General features: G+C 62.2%; 27 protein-coding genes. 20 read left to right on the forward strand and 7 right to left on the reverse strand.

Annotated elements, in window-relative coordinates:
• Positions 1-16: 16 nt before the first annotated feature.
• The gene (locus ACFQ6Y_RS01620) at positions 17-1,111 is read left to right on the forward strand and encodes a GGDEF domain-containing protein (protein WP_378628202.1); all 1,095 of its coding nucleotides are present in this window, start codon (positions 17-19) and stop codon (positions 1,109-1,111) included.
• A 23-nt stretch (positions 1,112-1,134) separates the two neighbouring features.
• On the opposite strand, the gene ACFQ6Y_RS01625 is transcribed toward ACFQ6Y_RS01620, so the two are convergent.
• Positions 1,135-1,347 (reverse strand): DNA-binding protein, encoded by a 213-nt coding sequence (locus ACFQ6Y_RS01625; protein ID WP_378628204.1) that lies wholly within the window; start codon positions 1,345-1,347, stop codon positions 1,135-1,137.
• Between the two features lie 32 nt (positions 1,348-1,379).
• Positions 1,380-2,810 (reverse strand): MFS transporter, encoded by a 1,431-nt coding sequence (locus tag ACFQ6Y_RS01630; protein ID WP_378628206.1) that lies wholly within the window; start codon positions 2,808-2,810, stop codon positions 1,380-1,382.
• Positions 2,811-2,873: 63 nt separating this feature from the next.
• Here ACFQ6Y_RS01630 and soxR point away from each other — a divergent pair, with 63 nt between their 5' ends.
• Positions 2,874-3,314, forward strand: coding sequence for a redox-sensitive transcriptional activator SoxR (gene soxR / locus ACFQ6Y_RS01635; RefSeq protein ID WP_283305409.1), 441 nt, complete (start codon positions 2,874-2,876; stop codon positions 3,312-3,314).
• A gap of 12 nt (positions 3,315-3,326) precedes the next feature.
• On the opposite strand, the gene ACFQ6Y_RS01640 is transcribed toward soxR, so the two are convergent.
• From ACFQ6Y_RS01640 to ACFQ6Y_RS01650, 3 genes are all read right to left on the reverse strand, one after another.
• A complete protein-coding gene (locus tag ACFQ6Y_RS01640) occupies positions 3,327-4,133 on the reverse strand; it encodes an ABC transporter ATP-binding protein (RefSeq protein WP_378628208.1) in 807 nt (268 codons plus the stop codon).
• 15 nt (positions 4,134-4,148) lie between these two features.
• Positions 4,149-4,853 carry a FadR/GntR family transcriptional regulator gene (locus ACFQ6Y_RS01645; RefSeq protein ID WP_003943086.1) on the reverse strand — a complete coding sequence of 235 codons (705 nt, stop codon included), beginning with the start codon at positions 4,851-4,853 and terminating at the stop codon, positions 4,149-4,151.
• Positions 4,854-4,955: 102 nt separating this feature from the next.
• A complete protein-coding gene (locus tag ACFQ6Y_RS01650) occupies positions 4,956-5,516 on the reverse strand; it encodes a QsdR family transcriptional regulator (protein ID WP_378447440.1) in 561 nt (186 codons plus the stop codon).
• A gap of 158 nt (positions 5,517-5,674) precedes the next feature.
• Between ACFQ6Y_RS01650 and ACFQ6Y_RS01655 the strand changes: the two genes are divergently transcribed.
• From ACFQ6Y_RS01655 to ACFQ6Y_RS01680, 6 genes are all read left to right on the forward strand, one after another.
• Positions 5,675-6,646: a phosphotriesterase gene (locus tag ACFQ6Y_RS01655; protein ID WP_378628212.1), complete on the forward strand. Its 972-nt coding sequence runs from the start codon at positions 5,675-5,677 to the stop codon at positions 6,644-6,646.
• Between the two features lie 3 nt (positions 6,647-6,649).
• The gene (locus ACFQ6Y_RS01660; protein WP_378628216.1) at positions 6,650-8,305 is read left to right on the forward strand and encodes an AMP-binding protein; all 1,656 of its coding nucleotides are present in this window, start codon (positions 6,650-6,652) and stop codon (positions 8,303-8,305) included.
• Positions 8,306-8,556: 251 nt separating this feature from the next.
• Positions 8,557-9,948: an MFS transporter gene (locus ACFQ6Y_RS01665; protein ID WP_378447437.1), complete on the forward strand. Its 1,392-nt coding sequence runs from the start codon at positions 8,557-8,559 to the stop codon at positions 9,946-9,948.
• A gap of 68 nt (positions 9,949-10,016) precedes the next feature.
• Positions 10,017-10,691: a TetR/AcrR family transcriptional regulator gene (locus ACFQ6Y_RS01670; RefSeq protein ID WP_378628219.1), complete on the forward strand. Its 675-nt coding sequence runs from the start codon at positions 10,017-10,019 to the stop codon at positions 10,689-10,691.
• A 38-nt stretch (positions 10,692-10,729) separates the two neighbouring features.
• A complete protein-coding gene (locus ACFQ6Y_RS01675) occupies positions 10,730-11,362 on the forward strand; it encodes an HAD family hydrolase (protein ID WP_378628222.1) in 633 nt (210 codons plus the stop codon).
• 56 nt (positions 11,363-11,418) lie between these two features.
• Positions 11,419-11,706 (forward strand): putative quinol monooxygenase, encoded by a 288-nt coding sequence (locus ACFQ6Y_RS01680; protein ID WP_230817338.1) that lies wholly within the window; start codon positions 11,419-11,421, stop codon positions 11,704-11,706.
• Between the two features lie 73 nt (positions 11,707-11,779).
• Here the strand turns inward: ACFQ6Y_RS01680 and ACFQ6Y_RS01685 are convergent, their stop codons facing one another.
• Entirely contained in the window at positions 11,780-13,282 is a 1,503-nt protein-coding gene (locus tag ACFQ6Y_RS01685; protein ID WP_378628226.1) for an AMP-binding protein, read from the reverse strand.
• 143 nt (positions 13,283-13,425) lie between these two features.
• On the opposite strand from ACFQ6Y_RS01685, the gene ACFQ6Y_RS01690 reads away from it, so the two are divergent.
• Positions 13,426-14,133, forward strand: coding sequence for a TetR/AcrR family transcriptional regulator (locus ACFQ6Y_RS01690; RefSeq protein WP_378530871.1), 708 nt, complete (start codon positions 13,426-13,428; stop codon positions 14,131-14,133).
• Positions 14,134-14,207: 74 nt separating this feature from the next.
• Here ACFQ6Y_RS01690 and ACFQ6Y_RS01695 read toward each other — a convergent pair whose 3' ends face one another.
• Positions 14,208-14,684, reverse strand: coding sequence for a MaoC family dehydratase (locus ACFQ6Y_RS01695; protein WP_003942878.1), 477 nt, complete (start codon positions 14,682-14,684; stop codon positions 14,208-14,210).
• 158 nt (positions 14,685-14,842) lie between these two features.
• Here ACFQ6Y_RS01695 and ACFQ6Y_RS01700 point away from each other — a divergent pair, with 158 nt between their 5' ends.
• The 11 genes from ACFQ6Y_RS01700 to ACFQ6Y_RS01750 all read left to right on the forward strand — a co-directional run bounded on the left by ACFQ6Y_RS01700 (position 14,843) and on the right by ACFQ6Y_RS01750 (position 25,685).
• Entirely contained in the window at positions 14,843-15,664 is an 822-nt protein-coding gene (locus tag ACFQ6Y_RS01700) for an SDR family oxidoreductase (protein ID WP_378628229.1), read from the forward strand.
• Positions 15,661-16,464 (forward strand): enoyl-CoA hydratase-related protein, encoded by an 804-nt coding sequence (locus tag ACFQ6Y_RS01705; RefSeq protein WP_378628233.1) that lies wholly within the window; start codon positions 15,661-15,663, stop codon positions 16,462-16,464. Before ACFQ6Y_RS01700 ends, ACFQ6Y_RS01705 begins: the two co-directional genes overlap by 4 nt.
• Positions 16,451-17,671, forward strand: a complete 1,221-nt coding sequence (locus ACFQ6Y_RS01710; RefSeq protein ID WP_019745701.1) for an acyl-CoA dehydrogenase family protein — start codon at positions 16,451-16,453, stop codon at positions 17,669-17,671. The genes ACFQ6Y_RS01705 and ACFQ6Y_RS01710 overlap by 14 nt, the downstream gene beginning before the upstream one ends.
• Before the next feature lies 1 nt (position 17,672).
• A complete protein-coding gene (locus tag ACFQ6Y_RS01715; protein ID WP_378628244.1) occupies positions 17,673-18,455 on the forward strand; it encodes an SDR family oxidoreductase in 783 nt (260 codons plus the stop codon).
• On the forward strand, positions 18,448-19,482 hold the full coding sequence (locus ACFQ6Y_RS01720) for a phosphotransferase family protein (RefSeq protein WP_378628246.1): 1,035 nt from the start codon (positions 18,448-18,450) through the stop codon (positions 19,480-19,482). The genes ACFQ6Y_RS01715 and ACFQ6Y_RS01720 overlap by 8 nt, the downstream gene beginning before the upstream one ends.
• A 45-nt stretch (positions 19,483-19,527) precedes the next feature.
• Complete coding sequence (fabG, locus tag ACFQ6Y_RS01725) at positions 19,528-20,286, forward strand: 3-oxoacyl-ACP reductase FabG (protein ID WP_378530880.1); 759 nt, start codon at positions 19,528-19,530, stop codon at positions 20,284-20,286.
• A gap of 34 nt (positions 20,287-20,320) precedes the next feature.
• Positions 20,321-21,514, forward strand: a complete 1,194-nt coding sequence (locus ACFQ6Y_RS01730) for an acyl-CoA dehydrogenase family protein (RefSeq protein ID WP_378541994.1) — start codon at positions 20,321-20,323, stop codon at positions 21,512-21,514.
• Positions 21,511-22,608 carry an acyl-CoA dehydrogenase family protein gene (locus tag ACFQ6Y_RS01735; protein WP_378628255.1) on the forward strand — a complete coding sequence of 366 codons (1,098 nt, stop codon included), beginning with the start codon at positions 21,511-21,513 and terminating at the stop codon, positions 22,606-22,608. The genes ACFQ6Y_RS01730 and ACFQ6Y_RS01735 overlap by 4 nt, the downstream gene beginning before the upstream one ends.
• Positions 22,609-22,639: 31 nt before the next feature.
• The gene (locus ACFQ6Y_RS01740; protein WP_378628260.1) at positions 22,640-23,623 is read left to right on the forward strand and encodes an NADPH:quinone oxidoreductase family protein; all 984 of its coding nucleotides are present in this window, start codon (positions 22,640-22,642) and stop codon (positions 23,621-23,623) included.
• A gap of 80 nt (positions 23,624-23,703) precedes the next feature.
• Complete coding sequence (locus ACFQ6Y_RS01745; protein WP_378628263.1) at positions 23,704-24,903, forward strand: acetyl-CoA C-acyltransferase; 1,200 nt, start codon at positions 23,704-23,706, stop codon at positions 24,901-24,903.
• On the forward strand, positions 24,900-25,685 hold the full coding sequence (locus ACFQ6Y_RS01750) for a RhlG family 3-oxoacyl-ACP reductase (protein WP_378628266.1): 786 nt from the start codon (positions 24,900-24,902) through the stop codon (positions 25,683-25,685). Before ACFQ6Y_RS01745 ends, ACFQ6Y_RS01750 begins: the two co-directional genes overlap by 4 nt.
• Positions 25,686-25,767: the final 82 nt, after the last annotated feature.

Below are 25,767 nucleotides of genomic sequence, written 5' to 3' on the forward strand. Positions count from 1 at the left end.
CGCCGGTTGAACTGTGATGAACGGTCTCGTCGAAGTTGTCATGCGCTGGTGGCGGTTGCCGGACCAGTTTCACAGTTTCAGTCGTTACCTCGAGGACCGTGGGTTCTTGACTTCCTGCCGGGCACTGGTCGGCGGAACCGCGTTCTGGATGGGCTTGGTATTGCTGTCGGCACGCTTCAGCGGCGTCGGTCCGCAAGGTACGTTCTGGCGAGCAGTAAATCTGGCTGTCATTGCGATGTGCGTCGGTGCGGCCCTGATCTGGTGGTTGTTTCCGCCGACGCCGTTGTGGTCGTACACCTTTGTCGTGGGGTCCGACGTGGCGATTGCGGCAGCATCGGCAACCGACTCGGAACCGCTGGGGCGGCTCATCGCGTGTGTCGTTTTTGCGTCGATCGGTGGCTACATTGCGTTCTTCCACAACCCGAAACTGCAAGTCGGTCACCTGATCTTCGCCTCGATCGTCACGGTGCTTTCCGGGTGGACCCTGCTGTTCGGCCCAACAGCCGACGTCGGGTTGGGACTGGCGAAGATCTCGGTTGTGCTGGCTACGATCATCGTGATTCCCGTTGTGTCACAAATTGTTCTGGCGGTCCTGGGTTCGGACGCCACTACCTCCGACATCGACCCGTTGACAGGACTGCTCAACCGTCGCGGACTGGCGCGTCGGGTGAACGACTTGATGGGCGCCCCGGTCACCGAAGCGGACGCACTGCTCGTAGTGGTGATCGACCTCGACCGCTTCAAGACGATCAACGACGTTCACGGCCATGACGTAGGAGACAGCACAATCATGCGAACTGCACTGCGCATCCGTTTGTGGACAACCCAGTCCGCCTTGACAGCTCGTATGGGCGGTGACGAGTTCGTCGTGGTGGAGCGGGTACCGGTCAGCATGATTTCCAGGCTGGAAGGACAGATCCGCTCGGCGATGGACGGGGCGGCCGATGATCCGCCGACGAGTGCCAGCGTCGGAATGGCGGTCCGCACCGCGCCACGGAATTCGGACGAGTCGGTCGACGAAGCCTTCGCCGAACTGTTCCGCGTTGCAGATTCGGCAATGTACGAAGCGAAGCGGGAAGGTGGCAACCAGGTTCGCGCGAGCCTGGTCTGATGTGAGAGTTCAGTCGGCGAAGCTCAGTCGGTGAAACTCAGACCACGTTCGGCGAGTGCTTCGCGCAGAATCCTCAGGGCCTTCGGTCCCATCCCGTGCAAGGCGCCGAGTTCTTTCTCGGACACGGACGTCAGTTGTGCGAGGTGGGTGTAACCCGCTCCGATCAGCGCCCGCTGGGCGGGAGCGCTCGTTTTCGGGAAGTCGGTTTCCACTGTGTCCGGATCCGGTTCTGTCACTGGCCAACTCCTCCGCCTGGGTTTTCCACAGTTTAGCGAGCGTCGTGAACGATTTCGGGTTGGTCGACTGTGACGAGCGTTCGCGGAAGTGCGCGAACGGCCACGGCAATGCCGATGATCGCGACAGCGGCGAAGGCGAAGAGGAGCAATTGTGCAGAACGAAGCGTCGACGGTTCGCCGATGTTCACCAGCACTCCGGCCAAAGCTGCGCCGAAAGCATTGGCGATCAACTGCACGGTGTTGATGGCAGCCGAGGCCCGCGCACCTTCCCCGGGATCGGCGACCGACGTCATCGCGCCGACTGCAAGATGAGGCCAGGCGATGCCGATTCCGACGCCGGCGACCAGCAGTCCGATCACCCACGCGACCATCGCACCGGCGCCGGCGTGCTCGGTGAGAAATGCTGCCATGATGCCCAACCCGATCGCGACGAGGATCGGACCGCTGACAACGATTCGTCGCACGATACGAGGGGTCGTGGCCGAGGCGCTCGGGATTTCGCCGAGAGTCCAGCCCAGAGCGAGTGCGGCGCCGAGGAATCCGGCGGCGAGCGGTGCCAGTCCGGCAAGTCGTTGGCCGAAGAGTGGAATGAATGTCTCGACGGTCGACGCGACGGCGAGGACGACGATGGTCAGGTACACCCATTTGAGAGACGACGCGTTGAACGTCGACGGTGGCAGTACGCCGTGGCTCGAGCGGCGGCCTGCGGCGACAAAAGCGATCAGTAGCAGCACAGCGGCGAGGACCATCCCGGCGGTCACTGCGAGGTTGGACAGAATTCCGGCGACGCTGACCAACAATGCTGCCGCGGTCAGCAGCGCCAGTGAGAGGACCGGCACCGGGCTACTGGTGGTGCTGCCCGGTTCATGCGCTGGTAAGGCGCCGGGAACGAGAGCGGCAACTGCAATCGTCGCGACGACCAGAACGCCGAAAGCCCATCGCCAAGCACCGAATTGAGCAAAGACACCGCCGATCGCGGGCCCGGCGAAGGTGCCGACTCCCCACATCGCCGAAACCAGCGCAGCCCCGCGCGTCCACAGATGTTTGGGAAGCGCGGAATTGATGACGGCGTAACCGAGACCGGCCAGCAGGCCACCTCCCGACCCCTGGATTGTGCGGCCGACCAACAGCAATTCCATGGTCGGGCTGACCGCACATACGACGGTGCCGAGCGCGAAGATCGCGAGGCCGATCAGGTAGGCCCCGCGCGGTCCCCTGGCTGCGAGGACGTTGGTGACCAGCATCGAGGAGATGACGGAAGCGATGAGAAAGACCGTTGCGGTCCAGGCGTAGTACTGCTGACCACCGATGTCGTCGATGGCAGTCGGAAGCAGGCTGGTCGTCAGGTAGACGTTGGTCGCATACAGCGCGACGCCGCCTGCGAGGACGGTAGCGGTGCCGAGGTATCGACCGCTCAGGAGCTGCCGCCAGGTTCCGGCGGGAGCATCGGTAGGGGAGTGCATGTTGTCGAAGGTAGAATCTCAAGTGCGCTTCAGGTCAATGTTGCGCAGCCATTGGGAGGCAAAATGATCCGCAAGAGTGACGAACTTCTCTCGATCGGTGAGGTATCGGCGCGAACCGGCGTCGCCGTCTCGGCGGTGCGCTACTACGAAACACTCGGTCTGGTTCCAGCGGAGCGGACGGCGGGAAACATGAGGAAGTTCCCGCGTCACTCGATCCGGCGGGTGTCACTGATCCAGTTGGCAGTCAGGTTCGGGATACCGCTTGCCGAAGTTGCCGAAGTATTCGGGTCGTTGCCGCAGGGGCGAACTCCGACGAAGAAGGACTGGCGCAAGATCTCGACGGAGTGGAATCAACGCCTCGAGGATCGCAAGCAGGCCATCAATCGGATGCAGGACGAGCTGACGGGCTGTATCGGCTGCGGATGTCTCTCACTCAAGACCTGCAACCTGCTCAACCCGGGAGACGAACTGGGCCGGGAGGGTCCCGGCGCCAGACGTCTCTGAAATGCCTGTCGGTCAGACTCTTTCGCGTGGCCGAGACTGTGCATTCCACCGACCACCGCGACGCTCGATCTCGATGGGATGCGAGAAGCACTCGCTGATGTTCTGGGTGGTGATCACATTCTCGGCGAGACCGCCGGCGGTCACGACGCCGTCCTTGATCAGGAGAGCGTGCGTCGTGGTGCTCGGAATCTCTTCGATGTGATGCGTTACGAGGATGCTGGCAAGTGACGGATTCTGATTGCGGAGGTCGTCCAGCGCCGTCAAGAGTTGTTCGCGTGCAGCCAGATCCAGCCCGGTGGCCGGCTCGTCGAGCAGTAGCAGGCGTGGTTCGACCATGAGTGCTCGGGCGATCAGGGCTCGTCCCCGTTCACCTTGGGACAGGTTAGGCCACAGTGCGTCCGAACGCGGGCGCATGCCGAGGAGATCGATCAGCGCATCGGCATGAGCTTCTTGCTCCGGAGTCGGTGACCATCGCGGCATCACCTCGGTGGTGTTGGTGAGGCCGGTGATCACGACGTTGCGGACCGTGATCGGAATTCCGATCGTGTGACGCGGGTTCACGTGCCCGATGTCCATCCGCAGTTCCCTCATATCGACGCGGCCCAGCTTGTGTCCGAGGACGTAGACGGAACCGCGAGTCGGGTGGGCGGTTGCTCCGAGCAGGCTCAGAAGCGTGCTCTTGCCCGCGCCGTTCGCGCCGAGGAGGACCCAGTGTTGTCCGGGTTCGATCGAAATGTTGATGTCTTTCAACAAGTATCGGCCGTCGCGGACGAGATCCACGTGTTCGGTCGACAGGACCGTGCCGGTGGGGTGTTGCACGAGAACTAACCTCTCTCAGGCGTCGAGCACACGTAGGCGTCGTAGGACGGTGTCGATGTTCGCTCGGGTTGCCGCTACCGCGGCTTCGGGGTCGGCATCTTGAAGGGCCTCGACCAATTGATCATGGGCATGTGAGGTGTCGGGGACGCCGGCCTCGTGGGCCATCATCTCGACGAGGGATTCACGAAGGAGTGGACGCACCGACGTGAACAGTGAGAGCAGGACCGCATTTCCGGAGAGGCGGACAACTTCCGTGTGAAAGTCGAGGTCGACGTCGACGAACTTCTCGACATCACCTTCGAAATGGCTGTGTCGCATGGTCAGTCGTCGCCTCAGGCCGTCGAGGTCCTCGGGTTGTACCCGCTCCGCAGCCAGCCTGGCGGCCTCGATTTCGAGTGCGCGACGCACTTCGAAGACCTCCAAGATGCGGGACCGTCGAAGAAGTTTGGTGAATTCGTCGACGTGCTCGAGTTCGGACGCGGCCGCCACGAAGGTACCGACGCCGTGCCGAACCTCGAGAAGTCCGTCGCGAGCGAGGAGACGGATGGCCTCGCGAATCGAGGAGCGTCCGACGCCGAGTTCGACGGCGAGGGCCGCCTCGCTCGGTATGCGCTCGGACGGCGCCCACGTTCCATGCATGATTCGCCCGCGCAGCAACTGTTCGAGTTGCGGTACCAGCGGACCACTGCGAAGTGTGAATCCTGTGTGGTCGTCGGACACGGCTTGCCTCTCGGGTGGGTACCGAAAGAGTAGCAACTCATCAGACGTCTGAGGACTCGGGTCGGCGGGTGTGTCGCAGCAGCGATCACTCGGTCGGTCCCGTCAGATGCGGGTGACGCCGAGGAGTAGCGCGATCAGGTCGAGAGCCGTCTCGATTTCGGCCTTTTCTCGTCCGAGTAGGGGTGCATAGAGGTGCACGTCGCAGATACGAACGAGGGCTTCGCCCAGCACTTGTGGCGAAAGTGTGATGGTCAACTGGCCCGCGTCGACCTGGGACTGCAGTATCTCGGCGGTGATGGAGGCGGAGATCGACTCGATCGAACCGGGCATCATCGCGAGCTTGATGAACACCATGGGTTCACGTTTGGTCAGCGCGCGCAGTTCGGTCGATGATTCCACCGAGCGCATGACGCGGCCGAAGACGTCGAGGATGTACTCCGGACCTTGCCCCGACGCCTGTGACATCGCTTTGCGGTATGTCCGTTCGGTCGCTTCGGCCAGCACTGTTCCGAGCAGTTCGTCGCGGTTGCCGACCCAGCGGTAGAGCGTCGCGCGGCCTACCCCGAGACGGTCGGCGAGCAGTGACATGTCGAGTGGTTCCTCCGCGAGGTACATGCTCGCGGCGGTGTCGATCGCGCGTCGGCGTTCGAGGTCGGTAGGCATCGGGACATTCTCTCCGGTTGTCCGGTACTGCACAATTTCGGCGGTCGAACAGAGGTGGGTTTCGGGTGGATCGAGCCTATTGACGAACCAGGCGACGTGAGACACACTAGCTCATTGTCTCATGTTAGTGATGGCGATCACAGTCAGGGGTTCGATCGATGAGTTCAGTACAAACCGTTCGTGGGCCGGTGGACACAGCCGATCTGGGAAAGGTGTTGATGCACGAGCATGTCTTCGTTCTGGGTGAGGAGATGCGTCAGAACTATCCCGACTACCCCGAACCCTGGGACGAGGAAGTACGGGTAGCGGACGCAGTAGCAAAGCTGACCGAGGTGAAGTCCCGCGGAATCAGCACGATCGTCGATCCCACAGTGATCGGCCTCGGCCGGTACATCCCGCGTATCGCCCGGATCAACGAGCAGGTCGATCTCAACATCATCGTCGCTACCGGCATCTACACCTACAACGACATTCCCTTCCAATTCCATTACACCGGACCGGGATTGCTGTTCGACGGACCCGAGCCGATGGTCGAACTGTTCGTCAAGGACATCAGGGAAGGAATCGCCGGAACCGGTGTCCGAGCCTCCTTCCTGAAGTGCGCCATCGAAGAGCCGGGCCTCACCCCCGGCGTCGAGCGGGTCATGCGCGCGGTCGGACAGTCGCAGGTAGAAACGGGAGTGCCGATCACCGTGCACACCAATCCGCACACTGAATCCGGGTTGGTCGCGCAGAAGGTTCTGGCCGAAGAGGGCGCGGATCTGACCAAGGTGGTCATCGGTCACTCCGGCGACACCACCGATCTCGACTACCTGTGCGCTCTCGCCGATGCCGGTTCGCTACTGGGGATGGACCGTTTCGGGCTCGAACCGTTCCTGTCGTTCGAGGATCGTGTCAACACCGTGGTGGAGATGGCCCGTCGCGGTTACGCGGAGAAGATGGTTCTGGCACATGACGCGTCGTGTTTCATCGACTACTTCCCCAGCGCTGCAAGAGAAGTGGCACTCCCGAACTGGAACTATACCCACATCAGTGATGACGTCATTCCCGCACTGCTCGAACGCGGTGTCACTGAAGACCAGGTCAAGGCGATGCTGGTCGACAACCCGCGTCGGTACTTCGAGAGCTGAGCTATGACCAACGTGTACGAGAGCAAGCCCTGGCTCGCCAACTACGACGCTGACACTCCGCCGAACGTAGACATCAAGCACGTCAACGCCCTCGAGATGTTTCGTGCAGCGCTGGAACGCGATCGCAACGCCCCGATCATCCGATACTTCGACAGGTCTGTCAGCTTTGCCGAACTCGACGAGATGTCGGACGCACTTGCAGTAGCCCTAGCTGAGGACGGAATCGGGTTCGCAGACAGAGTTTCCTTTGTCCTGCAGAATGTTCCGCAGTTCGTGATCGCCACGGTCGCGGTGTGGAAACTCGGCGCCGTCGTCGTTCCGGTCAATCCGATGTACCGGGACCGTGAACTGTCCACCGTTCTCATCGACAGCGGCGCGGTAGCGGTCATCTGCCTGGAGTCTTCGGCCCAGACGGTTGCGACTGCGTCTGCGGGCACCGAAGTACGACGGGTCATCACTACGTCCGAACTGGATTTTCAGTCGCGCGACGACGAGCGGATCTTCAGTTCGGCATCCAGGATTCGCCACGAGGGATTTCCGGACCTACTGGAATTGATCGAGGCTCATCGAGGACAGACGCCCGGGCGGGTCGAGCTCGGCCCGGAAGACCTCGCCTACCTTCCCTATACGTCGGGAACAACCGGCCCGCCGAAAGGTTCGATGAACACGCACGCGAATGTCGTGTTCGCGGCACAGATCTATCGGGACTGGTTGGGACTGCGGCCAGGCGGCGCGATGTTCGCGGTGGCGCCACTGTTCCATATCACCGGATTGATCGGGCACGTCGCGGCTCCACTCCTGGCCGGCGCGCCCACGATTCTGACCTGCCGATTCCATCCCATCGTTGCAGCGGAATCGATTTCGGAGCATCGGGCCACCGCGATCATCGGTGCAATCACCGTGTTCATCGCGTGGACGGACAGCGCCGCAGTCTCGAAGGAATCGCTGAGCACTCTCGAGTCGGTGTACTCGGGTGGCGCGCCGATTCCGCACGCGGCGTTGGAAGCGTTCCGATCGAAGTTCGGTCACTACATTCACAACGGTTACGGGCTGACCGAGACGAACAGCCCGGCAATCGTGGTACCGAATTCTCGTGAAGCGCCGGTGGATCCGGCGTCGGGAGCGGTCGCCGTCGGTGTGCCGGTATCGAATACGTACGCGGAGGTCGTGGACGAGAACGACAAGCCGGTACAGATCGGTGAGTACGGCGAGATCGTGGTCTCCGGTCCACAGGTCGCACTCGGTTACTGGAACAAGCCGGAGGAAACCGCACATGCCATGCCGGGCGGGCGTTTTCACACCGGCGACATCGGATTCATGGACGGCGACGGCTGGTTCTACATCGTCGACCGGATGAAAGATCAGATCAATGCCTCGGGCTTCAAAGTGTGGCCGCGCGAAGTGGAAGATGTTCTCTACGAACACCCTGCCGTGCGGGAAGCAGCCGTCGTCGGTGTCATGGACCCGTATCGCGGCGAAACTGTGAAGGCCTTCGTGTCATTCAAAGACGGGGCCGAGGCGACCACCGAGGATCTGGTCGAGTTCTGCAAGGAAAAGCTTGCAGCATACAAGTATCCGCGCATCGTCGAGATCATGGATGACTTACCGAAAACGGTGAGCGGCAAGATTCTTCGTCGCGAGCTGAGGGTTCCGAACTAGATCTACCTGACAAACGAATTGCCGGCCGCCGTCAAGGTGAGTCGGCCATTCGTCGTGTTGGCTGTCGGAAATCAATAGGGGATTAAGTCCCCTATGCGGCAATGTATTTCAGTGATTGACATCACTCTTTTTGTATCGCAGACTGATCGCAACGCCACAGAGTTGAAGTTGGTGTCAGTTTCTACTTCTGGCTCCGATTCGACTTCTCAACTCCCGGCGCGACGAGCGTCCGACCCATCGAGGAGTAACCCATGACGAGATCGGCAGTGGATTCGAGCACGCAGGCAGGGGGCCTGTCCGATCAGGACCGAAAGAAGAAGCGAGCGCACCGCAAACTTCTAGGTGCGGGACTGCTCGGCAGTTCCATCGAGTGGTACGACTTCTTCTTGTACGGAACGGCTGCAGCACTGGTCTTTCCGCATGTGTTCTTTCCCGATTCATCCGCGCTGATGGGCACACTGCTCTCGTTCAGTACGTTCTGGGCCGGGTTCGTAGCTCGTCCCATCGGCGGGTTGGTCGCTGGGCATTACGGTGACAAGTACGGACGCAAGCCCGCAGTGGTCACCTGCCTGCTGCTGATGGCTGTCGCAACCTTCCTGATCGGCGCGATTCCGAGTGCATCGGCGATCGGCGTCGTCGCTCCGATCCTTCTTGTGACGCTGCGATTCATCCAGGGTCTTGCCTGCGGTGGGCAGTGGGGTGGAATCGTCCTTCTTCTCACCGAATCCGCGAGTCCCAAGAAGCGTGGTTTCTCAGGCACTTTCGGTCAGATGGGTGTCTCCTTCGGTGTTGTCCTGGGCAACCTGGTCTTCCTCGTCGCGACCGCGACCATTTCCAACGACGCGTTCCTGAGTTGGGGTTGGCGGGTTCCGTTCTTCGCCAGCGCGCTGCTCTTCCCCGTTGTTCTGTACATCCAGACGAAGGTCGAGGACACGCCGGAATTCCTCGAGCTGCAGGAAGACGCAAAGAAGAATCAAAAGGACGTCGTCGTTCAGGCTCCGTTGGCTCAGGCGCTCAAGGATCACTGGCGCAAGATCCTGCTCGGCTGCGGACTGCTCGCTGCCACCAATGCGCTGTTCTACATCAGCATCGCCGGCGTGCTCAGCTACGGCACAACCGAACTGGGGTTGAAGCGGAACTCGCTGCTCATCATCTCGCTTCTGAGTGCGTTGCTGACCGTCGGAGTGGTGCTGTGGTCCGGGAAGATGTCCGACAAGATCGGGCGTCGTCCGATGATCTTGATCGGCGCTGCGGCGATCGTGGTGTGGGCCTTCCCGTACTTCTGGTTGATCAACACCAAGTCCCTGCCGCTGTTCTTCATCGCAGTCACGGTCGGCAGTGTGTTCCAGTCGATGACCTACGGGCCGATCGCGGCGTACATGGGTGAGCTGTTCGCGCCCAACGTGCGTTACTCGGCCGCATCGCTGGCGTACCAGTTGGCTGCGATCACGGTCAGCGGCGGCACTCCGTTCATCATGACAGCACTTATCGCGAAGACCGGAACCACGACGTGGGTTGCCGTGTTCGTAGCACTCATGGGCTTGGTGACCTTCTTCAGTGCCTGGGTGCTGAAAGAGACCAACCCGAAGGAAGTTCGGGACGATCCGAACGCAATTCCCGGCGCGCACCTCTACGCCAAGTAACACCTTCGGTCTCGAACAGACGCCCGTTACCGGTCACCGGTAGCGGGCGTCTGACGTATAACTGGAGCATGGCTGCAGCGCGCACAGGCTCCGAAGTTGCTTCGTCGACAGTGTCACGGGAACTTCCCTCCACTCAGCGTGGTTTGCGTACGCGTCGAGCGTTGATCGATGCGGCTCGCACGGTCTTCGAACGGACCGGTTATCTGGACTCGCGTCTGATCGACATCACGGTGGAAGCGCAGTGCTCGGCCGGCACCTTCTACACCTACTTCGCAAGCAAGGAAGAGATCTTTGCGGCACTGATGGAGTTGGCGCGCGAAGACATGATGCATCCGGGCATGCCGCACACACCGGAAGGCGCGGATCCGGCTGAGGTCATCGCAGCGAGTAACCGCGCGTACCTCGAGGCGTATCGACGGAACGCGAAGCTGATGGGGCTGCTCGAGCAAGTCGCAAGTATCGATCCGGAGTTCCGGGTTCTCCGCCTCGAGCGCGCTGACGCGTTTGTACGTCGCAACGCCCGCAGCATCGAGAAGCTGCAGAAAGCCGGTCTGGCGGACGCGAACCTGGATCCGCTGCTGACCTCTCGCGCGCTCTCCGGAATGATCAGTCGACTTGCGTTCGGTTACTTCGTGTCCCGCGGTGGCGCGGACGGCGCCGCCGGAGTGACCTTCGACGGTCTGCTCGATACGGTCAACCGGTTGTGGATCAACACTTTACAGTTCTCGCTGCATCAAAATTGATGTTGACGCCGAGTTCATATTTGGTGTCTGATGGAGTAATGACACTCACGCGTACGGCAGTGCTCGTCGATTTCGGTGGAGTTCTCACCTCCAGTGTTCTGCAGGCCTTCGCGGACTTCGGAGCCTCGCTTGGCGGTGACCCGCGACTTCCGTTGACCCTGCTCTCCCGCGACGACGTCTCGAAGAGGCTGCTCGCCGATCATGAATCAGGAAAGATCGACCAGGAAGCATTCGAGTCCGGATTCGGGGAACGTCTACGTGCGCACGGCGCCGTCGTCGACAGCGTGGGGTTGGTCGACCGGATGCAGGCCGGGCTGATTCGGGATGAGGAGATGGTGCGTCTGCTCGCAGACGTGCGGGAGGCGGGCCACCCTGTTGCGCTCGTGTCCAACGCTTTCGGGCGTGATTGTTATGCGGGATTTATCCTCGAAGACCTGGCTGACGAGGTGGTGATCTCGTCGGAAGTCGGGATTCGCAAGCCCTCTCGTCAGATCTACACCATCGCGTGCGAGCGCCTAGGTGTCGCGCCCGAAGACGCCGTGATGATCGACGATCTGCAACAAAACCTCGACGGAGCGGCCCGTTTGGGGATTGCGGGCATTCTCCACACCGACGCGGAAAGTACTCGCAGGCAATTGGAATCGACGTTCGGACTACTGCCCACGCAGTGAAACTGTAGGTTGCTCGGTAATACTCGAATACTGCTGGAACAACTTTGGAGGAATGAATGATTGCTGTCATCGCGGATATCACCGTCAAGGACGGAAGCGGCGAGCAGTTCGAAGCCGTAGTCGCCGAACTCGCCGAAAAGGTGCGCACGGAAGAGCCCGGAACGGTTCTGTATCAACTGATCCGCTCGAAGACGGACACGAACTCCTACAAGTTCATGGAGCTGTATCAGGACGGCGCTGCCATCAAGGCGCACGGAACGTCCGAGCATTTCCAGGCTGCCGGAAAGGCGATGGCACCCTTCCTGGCTGGTGCCCCGCAGATCGAGTACTTCGACGCTCTCTGAGCGCATGGACAGGGCTCTCTGAGCGCATGGACAGGTGAGCCCCGGCGAATCTCGCCGGGGCTCACCTGTGTTTTCAGTTCTGCTTCTGGGCGAGGAGTTCGGACCGGTCGATCGATCGCTTGAGGATCTTTCCCGTGGAACCCTTGGGGAGTGCGTCGATGAACTGGACGACCCTGGGAATCTTGTAGGCGGACAGACGTTCCCGAGCCCACGAGGTGACGGAATCGGCTTCGAGGTCGGAGCCTGGGCGCACGGCCACCACTGCCGCAACCTCCTCGCCGTAGTAGTCGTCAGGGATGCCGATCACCGCGGCTTCGATGATGTCGGGATGCTGGTAGAGCACCTCTTCGACCTCGCCCGGATAGACGTTGTATCCACCACGGATGATGAGGTCCTTGACGCGGTCGACGATGCGAAGGTCACCGTCGGTATCGGTCTCACCGAGGTCTCCGGTGCGGAACCATCCGTCGGCGGACAGAACGGCGGCAGTGTCGTCGGGACGCTTCCAGTATCCCTTCATGACCGTCGGTCCCTTGATGAACACCTCGCCCACTGTGCCTGCCTCGCAGACATTTCCGTCGTGATCACGGACCTCGACCTCGGTGCGCGGAACGGCGCGGCCGGTGTAACCGATCTTTGCAACGCGGTCGATACTGTTGAAAGTTCCGAACGCGCTCGTCTCGGTCAGGCCGTAGCCCTCGAGGATCGTGCAGTTGAAACGTGCTTCGAAGGCGCGTGCCACTTCACCGGGAAGTGATGCGCCGCCGGAGATCGCGATCCGCAGTTGTTCGAAGTCGGAGCTGTCCACGTCCGCGGCGGCGTGCAGCATGGCATTCCACATGGTGGGGACGCCGGCCATGATGGTGAGCTTGTCTCGACGCACCAGATCGAGCATGGCGGCGGGATCGAACCGGGCGAGCAGGGACAGTGATCCGCCGCCGGTGAAGGTTGCCATCATGACCGAACCCTGGCCGAAGATGTGGAAGAGTGGCAGTCCGGTTCCGGTGCGGTCCGCGGGGTTTCCGCGGCTGCTCTCGGCGCCGATCTCACCGGCGGACAACAAATTCCCGACCGTCAGCTGAGCACCCTTCGGGCGTCCGGTGGTGCCGGAGGTGTAGAGAATGGCCGTGGTGTCTGCTGCGTCGCGGTCGACCACGGTTGCCGGTGCATGGTCGGCCTTCGCCGATTCTTCGGTGAGCGTCCACACCGGGACGCCGCGCGCACTTCCTGCGTCCTGGACTGCGGGGCCGAGCTGATGCCAGGCGATGGCCAGGGAAATCTCCGCGTCGTCCAGAACGTACTCGACTTCGGGTTGCGCCGACATCGTGTTGATCGGTACCACGACACAACCTGCGGCCTGAATCCCCATGTACGCCACGATGAATTCCGGCACCGACGGCGCCGCGAGCAGAACACGGTCGCCGACGCTCAACCCTTCGTCGCGAATGCGGCCGGCGAACGCCACAGACGCGTCGTGGAGCTGTCGGTAAGTCCAGTGATTGTCCGTGCCGCGAATCGCAATATTGTCCGGAGTGGCTTCCGCGTGACGGGTCACCGGGTCGAGAACGCTAACCATGGTTCTGCCTTTCGGGAGGAATCGACCGATTGTGTGTCCTGGGTCTCACCAGAGCGTACACTTGAATCCGGCGTCAACATCGAGTCTGGTGGGATTGTCCCGAAAATGTGGGGTTGTCCCGGAAATGATGCCGGCCCCGAACGATGACTCGGAAAGATGAGGAGCGCACTGTGCTCGACGACGAATCGCGAATTGCCGCCTTACCGGTGGCTCCGCCCGCGCTGCTCCGAGATCGCCCCACTACCGAGCGGGGAACTCGCACACGCGCAGCATTAGTGGCCGCTGCCCGTACGGTTTTCGAGCGCAGTGGCTATCTCGACGCCCGCCTCATCGACATCGCCAAAGAAGCCGGTTGTGCGACGGGATCGTTTTACACGTACTTCGCGAACAAGGAAGAGGTGTTCGCCGCCGTCCTCGAGGTCGCGCGAGACGACATGATGCACCCGGGCATGGGGCGAGTTGCCGGCGCAGACGATCCCTACGCCGTGCTCGAGGCGAGCAATCGGGCGTATCTGGCCGCATATCAACGCAATGCAAAATTGATGGGTCTCATGGAGCAGGTTGCCCACATCGACCCGGAGTTCCGGAAGTTCCGCAGCGAGCGCGCCAATGCGTTCATTCGCCGTAACGCCCGCGGAATCGCCGATCTGCAGTCCCGCGGCATCGCGGACACGACGCTGGATCCGATGACGTCGTCAATTGCTCTGTCCGGCATGGTGAGTCGGCTCGCCTACAGTCTGTTCACTCTCCGTGAGGGTGAGGTGGACGGGCGTTCGCCGGAGTTCGATCAGATTGTCGCCACGGTGACCGACCTGTGGGCGAACGCTCTCAAGTTCCCTGACCGATCCTGACATGACAGGTCGTCCCGGCCGCATCGATGTTCGAGCGGCCGGGGCGTACCGGGTCTCGGTTCAGCTCTTTCGGTTCAGCTCTTTTCGACGACGCGGGCGACGGATTCTGCGACGACGACGGGCTTGTCGGAACCTTCGCGCTCGACCACCTGGCTCATCTTCACCTGGATTCCGCCGGGCAACTGCTCCGCGGACACGACGGTTGCGCGCATGCGGACCCGCGATCCCACCGGGACCGGAGCGGGGAAGCGCACCTTGTCGTAGCCGTAATTGAGGCTGTGGGCGAAGCCGTCGAAGTGGATGAGTTGGTAGGAGAACTGTGGGCCGAGCGAGAGACTGAAGAGTCCGTGCGCGATGGTGCTGCCGAGCGGGCTCGATGCGGCGCGTTCCGGGTCGACGTGGATCCACTGATGATCGTTCGTGGCTTCGGCGAACGCGTTGATGCGCTCCTGAGTGATGTCGTACCACTCCGTCGGGCCCAGCTCCTGGCCGATGAGCTTCTCGAGCTCGGCGAAGGTGGACGGGCGGACGGGCAATTGATTTTCAGTCATCGTTGATCCCTTTACTCGCAGTTCAGGAGGACGGAACGGGCCGTTCGGGTAGCCGTCGCGATCCGACGGTTGAAACTGACGCCGGATTCAACTATACATGAGGGGAGACGTGGATCACTGTCAGCGCGTAGGTATGACGCAAGCGAGAGGAATCGCTCATGAAGGTTGCCCAGAAGGTAGCAATTGTCACCGGTGGCGGCGGGGGAATCGGCGGTGCACTGGCCGAGCGACTGGCTGCCGAGGGCGCTCGCGTCGTAGTAGCCGACCTCGACGGAGCGGCAGCGTCAGCGGTGGCCGAGGCGATCAACGCGGAGCATCCCGGAGCAGCCGTGTCTGCTGGTGGCGACGTCTCCGACGAGGCGGTCATTGCGGGCCTGATCGCGCAGGCGGAAAAGGAATTCGGCCCGGTCGACCTCTACTTTGCCAATGCCGGCGTCACCGGAGGCATGGGTCTCGACATCAGCGAGGACGTCTGGGACACGACGATCGACGTCAACGTCCGCGCCCACATTCGCGCTGCCAGGCTCCTCGTCCCCGGGTGGACCGAGCGAGGAGAGGGCTACTTCATCAGCACGGCCTCTGCAGCCGGCTTGCTCAGTCAGGTCGGATCCGCCGCGTACTCGGTGACCAAGCATGCTGCGGTCGCCTTTGCCGAGTGGCTCTCGATCACCTACGGAGATCAGGGCGTTCGTGTCAGTTGCCTGTGTCCGATGGGCGTCAATACCAAGCTTCTCTACGAGGGCGAGAACTCCGGAGATCCGGTCGGAAAGGCCGCAACCGGAGCCGTGCTGGCGGCAGGCAACGTCCTCGAGCCTGCTGAGTGCGCCGAAATCGTGCTGGCTGCAGTAGATGCCGAGGAATTCCTCATCCTTCCGCACAAGAACGTGCTGGACATGTACCGGCAGAAGGGCGCCGACTACGTCCGTTGGCTGCGCGGGATGCGCCGGTACCAGGCTTCGCTGCTCGCGGGAACGCGATGACCGAGGAACTTGTCCTCTCCGAGCAGAGAGGAGCGGTGCTGATCCTGACATTCAATCGGCCCCGTGTCCTCAACGCGTGGACCAACGAACTCGAAGACCAGTACTACGGACTGTTGGCCGCAGCAGACGAAGATCCCGGTGTCCGAGCAATTGTCGTCACCGGCTCCGGCCGCGGATTCTGCTCGGGGGCCGACCTCGGCAATCTGAAGAACGTCGGCAAAGTCTCCGAAAGTGATCTGGTCCGACCGCGAGACCGCGATTTCCCGACCACCATCCGTAAGCCGCTGATCGCTGCCGTCAACGGCGTGGCTGCCGGCCTCGGTATGGTCGAGGCCCTGTACTGCGACGTTCGTTTCGGCTCGAGCGCAACACGATTCACTACCGCGTTCGCGCGTCGAGGCCTGATTGCGGAGTATGGCATCTCGTGGATGTTGCCCCGCTTGGTCGGTCACAGCCGCGCAGTCGATCTTCTGCTTTCCAGCCGAATGGTCGATGCCGACGAGGCGTACCGCATCGGTTTGATCGACCACCTGGTCAGCGGCGGTGACGTTCTGGATGCAGCGATTGCTTATGCCGAGGACATCGCGGCCAACTGCTCACCGACATCTCTCTCCGTCATCAAATCTCAGATGAGTGCCGACGCGCACTCGACCTTCACCGATTCCGCCAGGCGTGCGGAATCGCTGATGCTGAACGCATTTCACGGCCCGGATGTCGTCGAGGGCGTCAACAGCCATCTCGAACATCGAGCCCCCAATTTTCCTTCCCTCTCTGTCAGGAGTTCACATGTCAGTGTTTGAGTTCTCGGATCGCACCAAGAAGTACCAGGCCGAACTGCTCGATTTCATGGACAAGCACGTTTACCCGGCCGAAGCGGTCTACGAAGAGCAGATGCGTGAGTCCGGTAACCCGCACTTCCAGCCGCCGATCATCGACGACTTGAAGAAGGAAGCCAAGGCCCGCGGGCTGTGGAACCTCTTCCATCCCCATCCCGAATGGGGCCCCGGCCTGACCAACCTGGAATACGCACCGCTCGCAGAGATCATGGGCCGCAGCCACCTGGCCTCCGAGGCCACCAACTGCGCCGCTCCGGACACGGGAAACATGGAGGTGCTCACGCTCTTCGGCACCGACGAGCACAAGGAGAAGTACCTCAAGCCGCTTCTCGAAGGCGAAATCCGTTCCGCCTTCGCGATGACCGAGCCCGAGGTTGCCAGCTCCGACGCCACCAACATCCAACTCCGTATGGACCGTGACGGCGACGAGTACGTGCTGAACGGCCGTAAGTGGTTCGCTTCCAACGCCTTGCACCAGAACTGCAAGGTTCTGATCGTCATGGGCAAGACCGACTTCAATGCCGCCACCCACCGTCAGCAGTCGATGATGGTCGTGCCGATCGATGCTCCCGGCGTCACGATCCTGCGCAACCTGCCGGTTTTCGGCTACCAGGACCGCGAAGGACACGGCGAGATCACTTTCGAGGACGTGCGCGTCCCGGCCAAGGACATTCTCGCCGGTGAGGGTGAAGGATTCGCGATCAGCCAGGCCCGCCTCGGCCCCGGCCGCATCCACCACTGCATGCGTGCAATCGGAATGGCCGAGCGCGCACTGGAACTGATGTGCAAGCGCGCATCCACCCGCATCACCTTCGGAAAGCCCGTCAGTGACAACGCCAACATCCAGGACTGGATCGCCGAGGCTCGTATCGACATCGAGATGGTTCGACTCCTCACGCTCAAGGCCGCACACATGATGGACACGGTGGGCAACAAGGAAGCGCGCACCGAGATTGCGGCCATCAAGGTCGCGGCGCCGAACATCGCGCTCAAGATCATCGACCGCGCAATCCAGGTTCACGGCGGCGGCGGTGTCACGGACGACTTCCCGCTCGCGATGGCTTACGCCCACATGCGCACCCTTCGCCTGGCTGACGGCCCGGACGAGGTGCACAAGCGCGCCATCGCCAAGCAGGAACTGCGCAAGTACCGCGAAGTCAAGGCGAACTGACATGGCAGGACTGGATCTCACCGGTAAGACGGCAATCGTCACCGGCGCATCGCGGGGCATCGGCCTCGCCACCGCGCAGGCGATTGCGGCGGCGGGCGGAAACGTCGTACTGACTTCGCGCTCACAGGAATCCGCAGATGCGGCTGCCGCACAGGTGAAAGGCAACGCGATCGGCGTCGGCGCTCACGCGACGGACGAGGATGCTGCCCGCAAGTGCGTCGAGCAGACCATCGAGCGTTTCGGCAGCCTCGACATCTTGGTGAACAACGCGGGCACCAACCCGTCGTTCGGGCCGATCATCAACCAGGATCACTCGCGCTTCGCCAAGACCTTCGACGTCAACGTGTGGGCTCCAGTCCTGTGGACCGGCCTGGCAGCGCGGGCCTGGATGGGCGAGCACGGTGGTTCCGTGGTCAACACCGCCTCGATCGGCGGCATGGCGTTCGAGGCGGGAATCGGTACGTACAACGCGTCGAAGGCTGCTCTGATCCACATCACCAAGCAGTTGGCACTCGAGTTGTCGCCGAAGATTCGTGTCAACGCCGTTGCGCCGGGAGTGGTGAGAACCAAACTCGCCGAAGCTCTGTGGAAAGAACACGAAGAAGCGGTGTCCGCGTCGACTGCTCTCGGGCGCATCGGTGAACCCGAGGACGTGGCCGCTGCCATTGCCTTCCTGGTTTCGGATGCAGCCCAGTGGATCACCGGCGAGATCATGACCATCGACGGCGGACAGTTGTTGGGTGACGCACTCCCGTTCCGGCAAGGAGCGTCGGTAGGTGGCTAGCGTCGGAGTAGTGGGACTCGACACCGAAGCGGTCACGGGGTGGATCGCAGGCCTGGGGATCGACTTTTCCGGGCCGTTGTCCTTCGATCGAATCGGCTTGGGGCAGTCCAACCTCACATACCTGGTTCGCGATCAGGTCGGCCATCGCTGGGTGCTACGACGTCCGCCGCTGGGCCACCTTCTGGCCTCGGCACACGACGTGGCGCGCGAAGCTCGAATCCTGAGCGCTCTCGAATCCACCGACGTGCCTTCGCCGCGAGTATTCGGGTTGACCGAGGATCCTGCCGTCACCGAAGTTCCGCTGCTACTCATGGAATTCGTGGACGGCGAAGTGGTCGACCGGATGCCTCTCGCGGAGGCGTTGTCGGAAGATCGTCGTCGGGCAATCGGAATCTCGCTGGCTCAGACGCTGGCGAAGATTCACGCCGTGGATCTGAAGCAGGCGGGCCTCGACGACTTGGCAAGCCACAAGCCCTACGCTGCACGGCAGCTGAAGCGATGGGGTGGGCAGTGGGAACAGTCGAAGACGCGGGAATGCCCCGATCTGGACGATCTCACGCGACGTTTGATTTCAGCTCAGCCGGCTCATACCGAAACCACGTTGGTGCACGGCGACTTTCATTTGCGCAATGTGATCACCTCCGCTCAGAACGGCGAAGTTGTCGCGGCCCTCGACTGGGAACTCTGCACTCTCGGTGATCCGTTGGCAGATGTCGGAAGCTTGTTGGCGTACTGGCCGGCAGCGGGGGAGAACACGGGCGGCGACTTCCCGGCGTCGGCACTCCCCGGATTCCCCTCGCGAGAGGAGATCTCCCGGATCTATCTCGAGGCCACCGGGCGGGATCCAGCTGCGCTGAAGTTCTGGCACACCCTGGGACTGTGGAAGATTGCGGTGATCGCCGAAGGCGTGATGCGTCGTGCCCGCGACGAACCGCAGAATGCCGCCGAGAGCGGAACTCCCACCGTGGAACGTATTGACGCCTTGGTCGCCAAAGCCAGGGAAATTGCAGATCAGGCCGGGATCTGACGAGATCGTCCGGTGTCCGTCGAATCACGAAAGTATGGAGGGCCAGTGAGCCAGGAACGTAGAACCGCAATTGTCACGGGTGCAGCACGCGGAATCGGCGCGGCAGTGGCGAAGCGACTGTCGGAAGACGGCTTTGCCGTCGCCGTGCTCGACCTCGACGAAGAGGCGTGTGCCGGAACCGTCGACGCAATCAAGGCTGCAGGCGGCCAGGCGCTGGCCGTCGGCGCTGACGTCTCCGACGAGGCTTCGGTCGCCGCAGCGGTGGATCGTGTTGCAGCAGAACTGGGTGCACCCACCGTACTGATCAACAACGCCGGCATCACTCGCGACAACCTTCTGTTCAAGATGAGTGTTGCCGAGTGGGATTCGGTGATGAACGTCCACCTGCGCGGAGCGTTCCTCATGTCGCGTGCGGTGCAGAAGTACATGGTGGAAGCGAAGTTCGGCCGCATCGTCAACCTCTCGAGCACGTCGGCTCTCGGCAACCGCGGACAGGTCAACTACTCCGCAGCCAAGGCCGGCATGCAGGGCTTCACCAAGACATTGGCCTTCGAGCTGGGCAAGTTCGGCGTCACCGCGAACGCTATCGCCCCCGGATTCATCGAAACCGAGATGACCGCCGCAACGGCCGAACGCATGGGAGTCGGCTTCGAGGACTTCAAGACCGCTGCCGCTTCGCAGATTCCGGTCAACCGCGTCGGACAGCCCGAGGACATCGCGCACACCGCGTCGTTCTTCGTCAGCGAAGGCGCAGGCTTTGTTTCCGGTCAGGTCGTCTACGTTGCCGGTGGACCCAAGGACTGACCGTCCGCTCACCGCTCGAAACGAAGGAATGGGCATGGCTTTCGACGAAGAGGCAGTATCGCGTGACCTCACCGACAAGGTGAACACGCTTCTCGCGGAGAACGATCCGAGCAGTGTGTCGGTATCGGATTTTCTCGGCGCACGATTCGACGCCGGGCTGGCGTGGGTTCACTTCCCCGAAGGTCATGGGGGACTCGGTGTACCGCAGAGCTTTCAGCGTCAGGTGAACGCCCAGCTGGAGGCCGCCGGTGCACCCGGCCCGGCCACCGGCAAGAACGGAATCGGCCTGGGCATGGCGGCACCGACCATCGCCGCCTTCGGTACCGAGGAGCAGAAACAGAAGTTCCTGCGCCCGTTGTGGACTGCGGAGACGGTCTACTGCCAGCTGTTCAGTGAACCCGGCGCAGGTTCGGACCTCGCGGCCGTCGCTACCCGCGCTGTCCGCGACGGCGACGACTGGATAGTCAACGGACAGAAGGTATGGACGTCGGGTGCGCAGAACGCGCAGCTGGCGATTCTGGTGGCCAGGACTGATCCGTCGCGCTCCAAGCATGCGGGTCTGAGCTACTTCATCTGCGACATGACCGACCCGGGCGTCGACGTCCGTCCGCTGCGCCAGATCACCGGCGAGGCCGAATTCAACGAGGTGTTCCTCACGGACGTCAGGATTCCGGACGCCAATCGCCTCGGAGCCGAAGGTCAGGGATGGAAGGTTGCGACCACCACCCTGAACAACGAGCGTGTTGCCATCGGTTCGGGCGCACCGCGTGAGGGCGGCATGATCGGAAAGGTTGCGCAGGCCTGGCGCGACGAGCCCGAGCTGCGAAACCCGGCGATGCACGACGAGTTGATGCGGCTCTGGACCGAATCGGAGGTCGCGCGTTTGACCGGGGAGCGACTTCGCCAGCAGCTCGCTGCCGGACAGCCCGGCCCCGAAGGCTCGGGAATGAAGCTCGCGTTTGCCGGTTTGGCCCAGCAGATTTCGGGTTTCGACCTCGAACTGCACGGCGAAGCCGGTCTGCGCTACGACGACTGGACGCTGCGTCGACCGGATTCCGTCGACTTCACCGGCCGTGAACCCGGATACCGATACCTACGAGCCAAGGGCAATTCGATCGAGGGCGGAACGTCGGAGATCCTGCGCAACGTCATCGCAGAACGCGTCCTCGGGTTGCCGCCCGAGCATCGCGTCGACAAGGACATCGCCTGGAAGGACCTACCCCGATGAGCGCCGATCTGCTGTACTCCGAGACCGAACAAGATCTGCGTGCCAGCGTCAGGCGACTGCTGAGTGAGCGGGCGGGCGCCGAGACCGTGGTCACGGCCTACGACGACGTGTCCGCCGACTTCACCGGACTGTGGAAGTCACTGGCGTCGGAACTCGGTTTGGCGGGACTGCTGGTACCCGAGGAGTTGGGCGGGGCAGGTGCGTCCACGCGTGAGGCGGCAGTCGTGATGGAGGAGATCGGGCGTGCGGTCGCCCCCGTTCCGTTCTTCACCAGCGCTGTGCTGGCGACGACGGCGTTGTTGAAAGCCGGCGAGACCGAGGTGCTCGGTCAATTGGCCGCGGGGGATTCGACAGCTGCTCTGGTCGTCCCGTTGTCCACTGCACCAGGAACTTTCACCCCCACTGTCAAGGCAACGGCTGGCGGACTCGTCGGCAGCGTCACGACGGTTGCCGGCGTCGCCGAGTCCGATGTTCTGGTTGTTCCGGTTGCCGGTGACAGCGGTGTGGAACTGCACACCGTTCGGATCGCCGACGCCACCGTCACGCCGGTTCTGTCCCTGGACATGACGCGCCGCTTGGCGGACGTCGAGTTCTCGGGGGCGCCGTCGGTGCGGGCCGACAACGGCAATGCGGCTCAGGCGATTGAGGAATCGTTGCTCTGCGGAAGCGCACTGCTGGCATCCGAACAGTTCGCCGTGGCTCAGTGGTGCCTCGAAACAACGCTCGCATATGTGAAGGAGCGCAAGCAGTTCGGCCGCGCGATCGGTTCCTACCAGGCGATCAAGCACCGCCTCGCCGATCTCTGGCTCGAAGTCAGTTCTTCGGGAGCGGCAGCACGATATGCGGCGGACACCTATGCACGCGGCGACGAAGATGCGGCGATCGCAGCGACGGTGGCCCAGGCATTCTGCAGCGGCGTCGCGGTTCATGCTGCCGAGGAATGCGTCCAACTCCACGGTGGAATCGGAATGACGTGGGAGTATCCGGCGCACCTGTACCTCAAACGGGCGAAGAGCGATCAGTTGTCGCTGGGAACCGCGTATCAGCATCGGGCGCGTCTCGCCGAGTTGGTCGACCTCCCGATCTCGTCCTGAATCTCACCCACTATCTGTCTGGAGAATTGCTGTGAAGGCTTGGCGCGTACACGAACTCGGTGAACCCCGCGATGTGCTCGCGTTGGAGGAGACCGCGGATCCCACCCCGAATGCGACGGAGATGTTGGTCAAGGTGCTGGCGGCTCCGGCCAACTTCCCCGACGTCCTCATGTGCCGGGGTGAGTACCAGATCAAGCCGCCGCTGCCCTTCACCCCCGGCGTCGAACTGTGCGGTGAAGTGGTCTCGGTCGGTGAATCGGTGACCAAGTTCGCAGTGGGTGACCGTGTGATCGGTAACCCGAGTCTGCCGTCTGGCGGATTCGCCGAGTACTCGGTGCTGGATCAGAACAACACGTTCCCGGCGCCGTCGGCTCTCGACGACGCAGAAGCCTCCGCTCTGAGTATCGGCTATCAGACAGCGTGGTTCGCTCTGCATCGTCGTACTCAACTGCTCGAGGGCGAAACCTTGTTGGTGCACGCCGCAGCGGGTGGAGTGGGTAGCGCTGCAGTGCAACTCGGCAAGGCGGCAGGCGCCAAGGTGATCGGTGTTGTCGGCGGCCCGGACAAGGCGGAGTACGCACGCAAGCTAGGTGCTGACCTCGTCGTCGACCGTCACAGCGAGGACTTCGTGGCAGCGGTCAAGGAGTTCACCGGCGGCAAGGGCGCCGACGTGGTCTTCGATCCGGTCGGCGGCGATGCCTACGCGAAGTCCACCAAGTGCATCGCCTTCGAGGGACGGATCGTCATCATCGGCTTCGCCGGTGGCACGATCCCGCAGCCGGCTCTCAATCATGCTCTCATCAAGAACTATTCGATCATCGGTCTGCACTGGGGGCTGTACAAGGCCTACAACCAGCAGGCCATCGACGATTGCCACGTCGAGCTCACCAGGCTCGCCGACGCCGGCTTGGTCAAACCACTGATCAGCGAGCGGTTGTCGTTGACGGACGTTGCCGACGGTATCGGTCGCCTCGGCGACGGCACCACTGTCGGTCGCGTCGTGTTCCAGCCCTGACTCTTTGCTGTGCGCCTTTATTAACCCCCGGCGGTTAATAAAGGCGCACAGCACTTCGTGTTCGACGAAAGGTTTCCCCGATGAGGCAAGCTGTCATCGTTTCCACCGCCCGTACCCCGATCGGTAAGGCTTACCGCGGCGCGTTCAACAACACTCAGGCTCAAGAGCTTGCTGCACATGCCATTTCGAATGCAGTTCAGCGCGCGGGCCTCGAGGGCGGCGAGGTCGAGGACGTCATCCTCGGCGCTGCGCTGCAGCAGGGATCTTCCGGCGGCAACGTCGCACGGCAAGCGGTGCTGCGGGCCGGGCTTCCGGATTCGGTTTCCGGAATGACGATCGACCGTCAGTGCTCGTCCGGTCTCATGGCCATCGCGACCGCAGCAAAGCAGATCGTGGACGACGGAATGCAGATCGCGGTCGGCGGCGGAGTCGAATCGATCTCGTTGGTCCAGAACGATCACATGAACAACTTCCGCGCGGCTGATCCGTGGCTGAAGGAAAACAAGCCGTCGATCTACATGCCGATGCTGCACACGGCCGAGATCGTCGCCGAGCGCTACGGAGTGAGCCGCGAGCAGCAGGACGAGTTCGCGCTCGTCTCGCAGCAGCGGACCGCAGCAGCTCAGAACGCAGGTCGGTTCGATCTCGAAATCGTCCCGCTGCCCTCGATCAAGCAGGTGCAGGACAAGGAGACGGGTGAGATTCGCAGCGAGTCCGTGACGCTGACCCTGGACGAAGGCAACCGCGCTTCCACCACGTTGGAAGGGCTGTCGAGTCTGCGACCGGTTCTGGCCGACGGGACTGTCAGTGCGCATTCCTCCATCACTGCGGGTAACTCGTCTCAGCTCTCGGACGGTGCCTCCGCTTCGGTGCTGATGGAGGCGGGCGAGGCGGAACGCCGCGGGTTGGCTCCTCTCGGTATCTACCGTGGGATGGCTGTCGCGGGTTGTGCTCCCGACGAGATGGGCATCGGACCGGTGTTCGCGATTCCGCGTCTGCTGGATCTTCACGGACTGAAGGTCGACGACATCGATCTCTGGGAACTCAACGAGGCCTTCGCCTCTCAGGCCCTGTACTGCCGCGACAAGCTCGGGATCGATCCCGAGAAGTACAACGTCGACGGCGGCGGTATCTCCGTCGGCCATCCGTACGGAATGACGGGTGCTCGTCTGGTCGGCCATGCTCTTCTTGAAGGAAAACGGCGCGGAGCCAAGCTCGTGGTGGTGACCATGTGCATCGGCGGCGGCATGGGTGCTGCCGGGCTTTTCGAGGTCGCATGAGCTTGATCGAGGGACTGTTCGAGGTCAGTGGCAAGACCGTTGTGGTCACCGGTGGATCACGCGGCATCGGATACATGATCGCTCGCGGATTTGTCGAAGGCGGAGCGACGGTCGTCATTTCGGCCCGAAAAGCCGAAGCCTGTGACGAAGCCGCGCGAGAGCTTTCGGAGTTCGGCACCTGCATTTCGCATCCGGCCGATCTGTCCACGGACGAGGGGATCGAGAGCCTCGCTGCGAAGGTCGCCGAGATTTCGCCGACGCTCGACGTACTGGTCAACAACGCCGGTGCCACGTGGGGAGCTCCCGTCGACGATTTTCCGGCCGCCGGCTTCGACAAGATTTTCGACATCAACGTCAAAGCGATCTTCCTCTTGACTCAGAAGCTGTTGCCACAGTTGCGTTCTGCGGCCACTGCGGAAGATCCAGCACGCGTGATCAATATCGGATCGATCGACGGGCTCGTGGTTTCGGGTTCGGAGAACTTCTCGTACGGAGCCAGCAAGGCTGCGGTGCACATGTTGACGCGCAAGTTGGCGGCAACGCTTGCGGGGGAGCAGATCACGGTCAACGCCATTGCGCCGGGTCCGTTTCCGTCGAAAATGATGGCCTTCCTTCTCGAAGACGAGCAGAGTGCAAAGGCTGTGGCGGACTCGGTCCCGTTGGGCCGGGTCGGAACTCCGCAGGATGCCGCAGGTCTTGCTATCTTCCTGTCTTCGCGTGCCGGGGCTTATGTGACCGGGACGGTGATCCCACTCGACGGCGGCGCGAGCGGAACGCGCTGACCCACTGACTGATCTCCGCTGTCCGAAAAGGCCTGAAAGTCTGAACTGCTATGACTTTCAGGCCTTTTCACATTTTTGTCTG

This window comes from Rhodococcus sp. NPDC056516 (assembly GCF_042794655.1).
Lineage (GTDB): Bacteria > Actinomycetota > Actinomycetes > Mycobacteriales > Mycobacteriaceae > Rhodococcus_F.

Bases quoted from the DNA above. Each gene is read 5' to 3' on its own strand.
- ACFQ6Y_RS01620 (WP_378628202.1), top strand. From the start codon at position 17: ATGAACGGTCTCGTCGAAGTTGTCATGCGCTGGTGGCGGTTGCCGGAC.
- ACFQ6Y_RS01630 (WP_378628206.1), bottom strand. From the start codon at position 2,810: ATGCACTCCCCTACCGATGCTCCCGCCGGAACCTGGCGGCAGCTCCTG.
- soxR (WP_283305409.1), top strand. From the start codon at position 2,874: ATGATCCGCAAGAGTGACGAACTTCTCTCGATCGGTGAGGTATCGGCG.
- ACFQ6Y_RS01650 (WP_378447440.1), bottom strand. From the start codon at position 5,516: ATGCCTACCGACCTCGAACGCCGACGCGCGATCGACACCGCCGCGAGC.
- ACFQ6Y_RS01655 (WP_378628212.1), top strand. From the start codon at position 5,675: ATGAGTTCAGTACAAACCGTTCGTGGGCCGGTGGACACAGCCGATCTG.
- ACFQ6Y_RS01660 (WP_378628216.1), top strand. From the start codon at position 6,650: ATGACCAACGTGTACGAGAGCAAGCCCTGGCTCGCCAACTACGACGCT.
- ACFQ6Y_RS01665 (WP_378447437.1), top strand. From the start codon at position 8,557: ATGACGAGATCGGCAGTGGATTCGAGCACGCAGGCAGGGGGCCTGTCC.
- ACFQ6Y_RS01670 (WP_378628219.1), top strand. From the start codon at position 10,017: ATGGCTGCAGCGCGCACAGGCTCCGAAGTTGCTTCGTCGACAGTGTCA.
- ACFQ6Y_RS01675 (WP_378628222.1), top strand. From the start codon at position 10,730: ATGACACTCACGCGTACGGCAGTGCTCGTCGATTTCGGTGGAGTTCTC.
- ACFQ6Y_RS01680 (WP_230817338.1), top strand. From the start codon at position 11,419: ATGATTGCTGTCATCGCGGATATCACCGTCAAGGACGGAAGCGGCGAG.
- ACFQ6Y_RS01685 (WP_378628226.1), bottom strand. From the start codon at position 13,282: ATGGTTAGCGTTCTCGACCCGGTGACCCGTCACGCGGAAGCCACTCCG.
- ACFQ6Y_RS01690 (WP_378530871.1), top strand. From the start codon at position 13,426: ATGACTCGGAAAGATGAGGAGCGCACTGTGCTCGACGACGAATCGCGA.
- ACFQ6Y_RS01695 (WP_003942878.1), bottom strand. From the start codon at position 14,684: ATGACTGAAAATCAATTGCCCGTCCGCCCGTCCACCTTCGCCGAGCTC.
- ACFQ6Y_RS01700 (WP_378628229.1), top strand. From the start codon at position 14,843: ATGAAGGTTGCCCAGAAGGTAGCAATTGTCACCGGTGGCGGCGGGGGA.
- ACFQ6Y_RS01705 (WP_378628233.1), top strand. From the start codon at position 15,661: ATGACCGAGGAACTTGTCCTCTCCGAGCAGAGAGGAGCGGTGCTGATC.
- ACFQ6Y_RS01710 (WP_019745701.1), top strand. From the start codon at position 16,451: ATGTCAGTGTTTGAGTTCTCGGATCGCACCAAGAAGTACCAGGCCGAA.
- ACFQ6Y_RS01715 (WP_378628244.1), top strand. From the start codon at position 17,673: ATGGCAGGACTGGATCTCACCGGTAAGACGGCAATCGTCACCGGCGCA.
- ACFQ6Y_RS01730 (WP_378541994.1), top strand. From the start codon at position 20,321: ATGGCTTTCGACGAAGAGGCAGTATCGCGTGACCTCACCGACAAGGTG.
- ACFQ6Y_RS01735 (WP_378628255.1), top strand. From the start codon at position 21,511: ATGAGCGCCGATCTGCTGTACTCCGAGACCGAACAAGATCTGCGTGCC.
- ACFQ6Y_RS01745 (WP_378628263.1), top strand. From the start codon at position 23,704: ATGAGGCAAGCTGTCATCGTTTCCACCGCCCGTACCCCGATCGGTAAG.
- ACFQ6Y_RS01750 (WP_378628266.1), top strand. From the start codon at position 24,900: ATGAGCTTGATCGAGGGACTGTTCGAGGTCAGTGGCAAGACCGTTGTG.